We start from the raw sequence: 6,116 nt of genomic DNA, 5'->3' as shown, positions 1-6,116 counted from the left end.
CTATAACAATATTAAATTGGGAATAACAAATATTAAAGAAATAACTGATAAATACGGAAAACCCAATGAAATAATAAAAAGTAAATCAATTTTTACCGAGAAATCATATCCTCAATATTTTAATTATAATGATAAGGGGATATTGATTGAGTTTAAACCTGCAAGAAAAAATAGTTACGTAAAAGAGATAATTTTTCTTGAAAATTTTAGTTCAGTTTTGAATATTGGCTTAAGAATTGGTTTAAATAAAAAAGAATGTTTAAAAATTATGCAACTAAATGATTTTGATGAAAAAAAATCTTTTATGAATAAATATACATTTAAAAATGAAAAAGATAAAGGTTTTACTTATTATCTTGTTTTTGATGACTTTGATAACTTAAAATATATTAGTTCAAAAATAAAATTCATAAAATAAATAACTACAGCTAATACACTTTATATAAAAAAGACGGTTTTACTATAAAATTTACAGATTCTTTTTTTTACACAAGCTAGATATTATTACGGTCTCACAAAGGTTTTTGAAACGGAACCTTATAAAAATTCTTTAGTTAGCCTATCGTTGGGTTATTTTTTCAATTAAGAAATAGTGGCTAAAACTATTTTTCGAAAATTTCAGAATAATAATTTTGGTATATTTGAAAAATTGAAATGACGATAGTTTTTAAACGTAAAAATCTATTGTCACCACCAATAAATTAGACCAAATAAGAAGATAATTATTTAGATGAAAAATTTCAGAATTGAATTTAAATGGGCAATCATTTTTAGTGTTTTCACATTAATCTGGATGGTGGGAGAAAAAAGTATTGGTTTACACGATGAATTAATTGCTAAACAAGCGGTTTACACCAATTTAATTGCGATCCCATATATTATCATTTTCTTTTTGGCTATAAAAGATAAACGCGATAATTATTACAACGGAATTATGTCGTGGAAACAAGGCGTTATTTCAGGCGGTGTTCTTTCTGTAATTATTGCAGTTTTGGCTCCAATCGTTCAATACGTGGTAAGTACGCTAATTTCACCAGAATTTTTTCAGCATGCAATCGACCATGCGGTGGAAAGTGGAAGAATGAAACGTGACGGAGCAGCATCGCTTTACAATTTAAATTTCTTTTTAATTCAAGCTATTTTCGGAAGTTTAGCAATGGGCGTTGTAACTTCTGCTATTGTTGCCGCTTTTCTAAAAAAATCACCCAAAAACGACTAATCTATTTTTAATAATAAATTAGGATCAGGACAATTTTCTTTATAAAAATCTAATTTTTCTGCGGAAGAAACGCCGGGATAATCACCTTTAAAATCTTCAATTTTTAAAATAAGTTGAAAATGTAAATGTGGCGCGTAATCACCGTTTACGCTAGAATCTCCTAATTCCGCAAAACGTTCACCTTGCTTAATTGATTTTCCGACTTTACAATTTTCTATTGAATTTAAGGATAAATGCCCGTAAAGTGTATAAAATTTAAAACTTTCAACTTGGTGTTCTAAAATAATTGTAGGTCCGTAATCACCAAAATTCTGATTGTTTTTAAAACTATGAATTTTTCCTTCTAACGGCGCAATAATTTCAGTCTTTGCCGGAGCCCAAATATCTAAACCAATATGAATATTGCGCTCTTTATTAGGGTTTTCTTCAGCTAAAAAATAAGAACTTCGCTTGTAAAGTGCTCTTTTTTCTAAATAACCGCCGTAGGCAACTTTCGCATTTTTCTTTTTTAGAAATTCTGTAATATAATTTTGAAAAATAACTGCTGAAGTAATATCTATCTTTTGTAAAACTTCATTTTCTTCAGATAAATCGATCTTTACATATTCTTCCTGTGGAATAGAAGAATCAATAACCGGTGTAAAATCAGAAGTTAGACTTTTTATTTTTTCAGATAGATTCATATAAAAAAATTGCCTTGCGAAGATAGCAAGGCAATTGAGAAATGTTACAAACAACTATAAAATTAACACTTAACTCTATTTTACTCCATACTTGAGATTTAAATTTTCTGAAACACTTCAGAATTCAACTATTTTCTCTCTGAATAACTTTTGGAATTTCTTTCGAAAAAATTTATTTCATGAGAACTTCACTGAATTTTGCATTTATATTAATAGAGCTATTGGTGTTTCTAGATTTATAATAGCCATTAATAAGTTTACTGTCATAATTATCTAACACATTGGTCGATAATTTTTTCGGAAAATTCACATTACTTCGCGAACCGCTGTAACTAAAATTAAAGGAAGTTTCGGGCAATTTTAATAACAGATCGCTATTTTCTAAATTAATATCTAAACGTTTAAAATCTTTCCCAAGCGCTGCGATAGAAAGTTCGCCAAAAATACCGGAGATAATTCCTGTTTCATCAATATTTTCGATAATTACATCGCTTGCATTCGAATTCAGTTTTATACTTTTTATAGAATTCAATTTACATTCTTTTACATAACTGAGGTTTAAAGCTCCATATTCCCAATTATTCACATTTACCGGCGCATAAGCAACATTTAGCGAAGTTTTTTTACCTGCAATTTCTTCAGCATTTAAAGCTGCATAAGATAAATTTGCTGAAAGATTTTCTACGCGATCTTCTAACGTTAAACTACCGTGACGCAAGTTGAATTTTAGTTTCGATTGCTTTGGCATTTTAATAGTTATCGTCCGGTTAACTTTTCCTGCGGAATTAAAACTGCCAGATTTCACATAATGAACTCGAACAGATTTTGAACCATTAGGACTTGTGGTAACCGTGCGTGTAACTTGTCCGTCATTTTCTTCAAACCGATTTGCCATTTGTTCCATACGTTTTCCCCAAGCTTCCATTCGTTTAGCAAATGCTTCTTGGCGTTTTTCTAACTCACCGCTTTCTTCCATCGCTTTCATTCGAGCTTCAATTTGTTTTTCCCAAGCTTCAGCGTTTTTCTCAAAACGTTCGCCCCATTCTTCCATTGCGTTTTCAAAATCTTTCCCGAAATGCTTTTCAATTTTCTTTTCGTATTCTTCAACATACGCTTCACCATCACGTTTATATGCGTCGTAATCGAAATTTAAATTGCTTATTCCCGAATAAAATTCTGGTGGTAATTGATAAGCGGCAGAGGACATTGTTTCTAACATCGGACCGACCATATTTTTCATTAACGGTTCGATAAATTCTGATGATGTTGAACTTATTGCGTGACTAAGATTGCTGAAACCTTGCGGTTGCACTTTAGATTGAATGGAAATTTTATTGCTATTTCCCATTATTGCGAGTTGCCAAGCATCAGCAATTTCATTTAATTCTTCTTCAGAAACGTCTTCGGCGCTCACGCTTGCTTGTATTTCTACCGTATTTCTATTCCACGTTTCTACAATAACTTCGGTTTGGCGTGTGTCTAGGGAAATTTCCACATCGTCATTTACATCGTAACTTTCGGTGACTTTTTCAACTGAATTCTGTGCGAAAATCAGCGTGGGATTCAATAAAAACATAAACAGGCAGGAAAATGCGAGATAGGTTTTGTTGTGATTTCTTTTCATGATTTTTTAAATTTTATTTTCTTTCATTTCCTCTACAGAGGATTTTTTTATTTCTGTTAATTTATTTTTCAGTTTATAGAGCAATTCTAAACGCAATTCTAAATTATTGATGAGCGCGCTTACCGTTTCTTCATTAATTCCGGTATCATCAAGTTCTGCGTTTAAACGTTGGTATTCTTTGTCTAAATTTGAAAGCTGAAGCATAAAAGAGTCGATTAATTCTTTGTTTTCTTCGGTAATATTTAGTTGCGATAATTCAGCATTTATATTGGCTAAATAGTAATCTTCAATTTTTTTAAATTCCGGTGAAACATCACTTAAATAAACAGGTTGCGTTTCAGTTTTTTCTGAATTTTGTTCTTCTGAATTTACTACCTTATCTGTTTCTGCAAAATTTCCTAATTGGTTGTACATAAAAAAAGTAGTTCCTAATGCTACAATTAGAATTGCGGCTATTTTTAAGAAGAAAAAAGAAGGTTTCTTTTCCTTTTTTTCTGCCGGTAAATTATTATCTAACCGTTCTAAAAAACGTGCTTGGTGACCTTTTTGTAAAGGTTTACCGATTTTCTTTTCTTTTTCTTTTTCAAAAAGTTTTCTAAGATCCTGTGCCATTATATAATGATTTTAATCTTTTTTGTAATTTTTTCTTTCCGCGATGTACTAAAGTTCTTGAGGAAACCGCGCTTATTCCTAATATCTGTGAAATTTCTTCGTGATCGTAGCCTTCAATTAAAAATAACATCATCGGGTATTTGTAATTTTCGGGTAATGCTTCAATTTCTTCTTTTACTTGTTCGATGGAAACATCATCGGCAACCGACCAATTATTATCTTCTTCTGCTGTTCCTAAAGTTTGTTCGTTTATAGCGGTAAAATTTAATTTTCGCGCCTTCAACATATCAATACTTTTATTAATTACAATTCGTTTTAACCAAGCGCCAAAAGTAACTTCACCGGTAAATTGATGTAATTTTAAAAAAGCTTGTATAAAACCTTCTTGCATAGCTTCTTCTGCATCGTGCTGATTTTTCAAAAAACGTAAAGCCACGTAATACATCCCGTCACAATATTTATTGTAAAGTTCTTCTTGTGCCTTCCGGTTATTTTGCCGGCACTTTTCTATTAATTCAATTTGTAACAAAATATCTTTGGTTAGTTTCTGTTCATTTATAAAGACATGCTAAAATTATAGATGTTGCAATTTTTATTCAGTAAATTTAAAATAAACTTTAAGCAATGCGGAAAAAGATAAAATGGACTGTTATTGGATTAATTATTTTAATTCTTGGCGGAATGTTAAGCTTTTTTATTTGGAAAGGAGAAACTAAATCTTACAGTCCCGAAGACACAGTACATTTTCAACAAGAAAGTTTAAAATTTGAAGTATTTTATAATAGACCGTATAAAAAAGGAAGAGAACTTTTTGGAAATCTTATTCCCTACGATGAAGTTTGGAGAACCGGTGCAAATGAAGCTACCACTTTTAAAATAAATAAAGATATATTAGTGGACGGTTCGCTCTTAAAAGCTGGAAAATATACCTTATGGACAATTCCGAATAAAAACAGTTGGAAAATCATTTTTAATGAAAAAATGTACGCTTGGGGAATTGAACTTACTACTGAAAAAGCTGCGAGAGAAGCCGAATATGACGCACTTACCTTAGAAACTCCAGTACGAAAAAACACCGAACCAATAGAACAATTCACCATTTCATTTAAAGAACAACAAGGTTTAATTAATATGAATTTAGCTTGGGGAAAAACGCTAATTACAATTCCTATAAAAGAAGAAAGTTAAACAAACAAGGGTAAATTTATTAAAAATATGTTTTATTATAATATAATTAGTTAATTTACGTTATAAAATATAAATTTTCGTAAATATTTTTATATGAAACGTATTATTCTTTTTTTACTACTCGTTGCTTTCGGTACGTTAACAACTTTTGCTCAATTACATCGCGCTCATTATAAAATTGTTACTGAATATAGAAAGCAACCCGATAGTATGCAAGGCAAGCAAAACCTTCCGCTAGCTATTCTTAACCAAATTATGGAAAGAGAAGAGTTAGTTCCAATTTTAGAAATAACCGCAGCTACCAATTTAATTAAATTTCGCTATTTACCTCCTCGGCAAGAAAATCCTGGGTTAATTACAAAAATGCCTACTGAATTAATTACGTATAACAAAAAGAAAAAAGAAACGGTTATTGTTGACAAAGAAACACAAGCAATAAAAGGAATTTGGATGCTTTCTTCAGATGAACATGAGATATTAAAAGATAAAGACACACTTATAAATGGTGATAATTTAAGAATAATTGAATTAGGTTTAAAAGATTCCCCTGAAGAAGGAACACGTTTATTTTATATAGATGAAAATTTACCTGATAAAATTACGCCCGTGGGAGGAAACTTTCAAAAAGATCTAAATGTTAAAGGTGGAATTCGTAAATATCATGTTATTCACGAAGATAAAATAATTAAATATGTGTTAGAATCGTTTTACGAAATTCCTAATGAAATAATGATGATTTACAATATGCATACGCTACCAAAACCCATAGAAAAAATTGCTTTCTTTTAAT

General features: G+C 30.4%; 8 protein-coding genes. 4 read left to right on the top strand and 4 right to left on the bottom strand.

Annotation, left to right across the window (positions count from 1 at the left end; all coding sequences use genetic code 11):
* On the top strand, positions 1 to 418 hold a 418-nt coding region (locus tag ACFFGL_RS06115; RefSeq protein ID WP_378928117.1), incomplete at its 5' end, for a hypothetical protein.
* Positions 419 to 730: 312 nt separating this feature from the next.
* Positions 731 to 1,219 (top strand): DUF4199 domain-containing protein, encoded by a 489-nt coding sequence (locus ACFFGL_RS06110; protein ID WP_309727403.1) that lies wholly within the window; start codon positions 731 to 733, stop codon positions 1,217 to 1,219.
* On the opposite strand, the gene ACFFGL_RS06105 is transcribed toward ACFFGL_RS06110, so the two are convergent.
* The 4 genes from ACFFGL_RS06105 to ACFFGL_RS06090 all read right to left on the bottom strand — a co-directional run bounded on the left by ACFFGL_RS06105 (position 1,216) and on the right by ACFFGL_RS06090 (position 4,667).
* Positions 1,216 to 1,902 carry a peptidoglycan DD-metalloendopeptidase family protein gene (locus ACFFGL_RS06105; protein WP_309727404.1) on the bottom strand — a complete coding sequence of 229 codons (687 nt, stop codon included), beginning with the start codon at positions 1,900 to 1,902 and terminating at the stop codon, positions 1,216 to 1,218. The genes ACFFGL_RS06110 and ACFFGL_RS06105 overlap by 4 nt on opposite strands.
* 172 nt (positions 1,903 to 2,074) lie before the next feature.
* Entirely contained in the window at positions 2,075 to 3,526 is a 1,452-nt protein-coding gene (locus ACFFGL_RS06100) for a hypothetical protein (protein ID WP_309727405.1), read from the bottom strand.
* A 6-nt stretch (positions 3,527 to 3,532) separates the two neighbouring features.
* Entirely contained in the window at positions 3,533 to 4,138 is a 606-nt protein-coding gene (locus ACFFGL_RS06095; RefSeq protein ID WP_309727406.1) for a hypothetical protein, read from the bottom strand.
* On the bottom strand, positions 4,122 to 4,667 hold the full coding sequence (locus ACFFGL_RS06090) for an RNA polymerase sigma factor (RefSeq protein WP_309727407.1): 546 nt from the start codon (positions 4,665 to 4,667) through the stop codon (positions 4,122 to 4,124). Before ACFFGL_RS06090 ends, ACFFGL_RS06095 begins: the two co-directional genes overlap by 17 nt.
* Positions 4,668 to 4,762: 95 nt before the next feature.
* On the opposite strand from ACFFGL_RS06090, the gene ACFFGL_RS06085 reads away from it, so the two are divergent.
* Together ACFFGL_RS06085 and ACFFGL_RS06080 are read left to right on the top strand one after the other, a co-directional pair.
* Positions 4,763 to 5,326: a DUF2911 domain-containing protein gene (locus tag ACFFGL_RS06085; protein WP_309727408.1), complete on the top strand. Its 564-nt coding sequence runs from the start codon at positions 4,763 to 4,765 to the stop codon at positions 5,324 to 5,326.
* A gap of 93 nt (positions 5,327 to 5,419) precedes the next feature.
* Positions 5,420 to 6,115, top strand: coding sequence for a hypothetical protein (locus tag ACFFGL_RS06080; RefSeq protein ID WP_309727409.1), 696 nt, complete (start codon positions 5,420 to 5,422; stop codon positions 6,113 to 6,115).
* The last annotated feature ends 1 nt before the right edge of the window (position 6,116 follow it).

Origin of the sequence: Mesonia maritima (genome assembly GCF_042433895.1) — a bacterium.
Taxonomy (GTDB): domain Bacteria; phylum Bacteroidota; class Bacteroidia; order Flavobacteriales; family Flavobacteriaceae; genus Mesonia; species Mesonia maritima.
The sequence above is the reverse complement of the archived record's forward strand: the minus strand, read 5'-3'. Positions and strand labels throughout refer to the sequence as shown.